General features: G+C 71.0%; 1 protein-coding gene. It reads left to right on the forward strand.

Going from position 1 to position 1,861, the window contains the following annotated elements; all coding sequences use genetic code 11:
• The first annotated feature begins 99 nt into the window (after positions 1-99).
• Positions 100-1,842 carry an IS1182 family transposase gene (locus tag AC07DW_RS34235; RefSeq protein WP_478861494.1) on the forward strand — a complete coding sequence of 581 codons (1,743 nt, stop codon included), beginning with the start codon at positions 100-102 and terminating at the stop codon, positions 1,840-1,842.
• Positions 1,843-1,861 lie beyond the last annotated feature (19 nt).

Consider the following 1,861-nt stretch of genomic DNA (forward strand, 5'->3'; position numbering starts at 1 on the left):
GACTCCGTTGCCCAATTCGCTGTGACGGGTGTGCCGGTTCCGGCATGATCGCTCCTGTGGCCGCTTCCTTGTCGTGCGGCCGGTTGGGGGTGGTGCGGGATGTCGATGCGGCCGCAGGGGTTACCAGAGGTCCCGGAGTGGACGGCGGCGGTGGCCGCGGCGGCGTTCCCGGACGGATCGCTCGCGATGCGGGCCCGGGACGAGCTGGCGGAGGTCTTCACGGACGAGCCGTTCGCGGAGGCGTTCGGGGTGCGCGGGGCGCCGGGCCTGGCGCCGGGGATGCTGGCGCTGGTCACGGTGCTGCAGTTCGCGGAGAACCTGACCGACCGGCAGGCCGCCTTGATGGCGGTGCGCGCGATCGACTGGAAGTACGCGCTGGGGATGGAGCTGACCGACACCGGCTTCGACTTCACCGTGCTCGCGAAGTTCCGCACCCGGCTGATCGAACACGGCATGGAACGCCTGGTCTTCGACCGGCTGCTGGCGCACTGCCGCAAGGCGGGTCTGGTCGGCGCGGGCGGCAGACAGCGCACCGACTCCACGCACGTGATCAGCGCGGTGCGGGATTTGAATCGCCTCGAGCTGGCCGGGGAGAGCGTACGCGCGGTGTTGGAGGCCCTGGCGGGAGCGGCCCCGTCCTGGCTCGCGGCGCGTTTCGGGGCGGACCGGATCGGTGAGTGGGAGGTGCGGTACGCGGCCCGCGTCGACTCCTGGCGACTGCCCTCCTCGAAGACCAAGCGGGACCGGCTGGCCGAGATTTACGGTCACGACGCTCTCGCCCTGCTGCGCGCGGTCCGCTCTCCGGGTGCTCCGCGGTGGCTGCGCGAGATCGAGGCCGTCGAGCTGCTACGGCAGATCTTCCTGCAGACCTACCACGTGACGACGGACGCCCGGGGGCGGGAGGTGGTCAGGAAGCGGGAGGCCGACAGCGACGGTGTCCCGCCCGGCCAACTACGGCTCGCCTCCCCTTACGACGCGGATGCCCGCTGGTCGGCCAAGGGAGACGAGCTGTTCTGGTGCGGCTACAAGATCCACCTCACCGAGAGCTGTGACAACGGCACCGACGATGCGGACGGAACGGACGGCACCGCCCCCGCCATGGCTGGCACTCCCAACCTGATCACCGACGTGGCCACCACCGTCTCCACCGCGCCGGACGTGACCGCCACCGCCGCAATCCAGCAGCGCCTGACCGAACGCCAGGTCAAGCCCGGCGAGCATTACCTCGATGCCGGCTACCCCTCCGCCGGCCTGGTCACCACCGCCGCCCGCGACGGCATCACCATGATCACCCCGCTCCCGGCCGACCACTCCCGCCAGGCCCGGGCCGCCGAGGGCTTCGACAAGGCCGCCTTCGACGTCGACTGGAACATGCGCCAGGTGACCTGCCCCGAAGGCCGCACCAGCATCGGCTGGCACCCGGTGCAGCAGCACGGCCGCGACGCCATCGTGATCGAGTTCGCCGGCAGTGACTGCCGCCCCTGCCCGTCCCACGGCAAGTGCACCGCCGCCGCCCGCGGCAACCGCATGCTCACCCTGCGGCCCCAGGAAGTCCATGAACACGTCACCGCCGCCCGGGCCGAACAGGCCACCGACACCTGGCAGGCCAAGTACGCCCTGCGCGCCGGCATCGAGGGCACCATCAACCAGGCCCTCGACGTCACCGGCCTGCGTCGGGCCCGCTACCGCGGCCTGCCCAAGGTCACCCTCCAGCACGCTTTCTCCGCCACCGCGATCAACATCGTCCGGCTCGACGCCCACTGGACCAGCCAGCAGCCCCATCAGCCCACGAAGACCCGCACCAGCCGCCTGTCCCGGCTCCTCTACCGACTCGCGGCTTGACAGCCAACCCACTCGAATT

This window comes from Streptomyces sp. NPDC045701, from assembly GCF_056432045.1.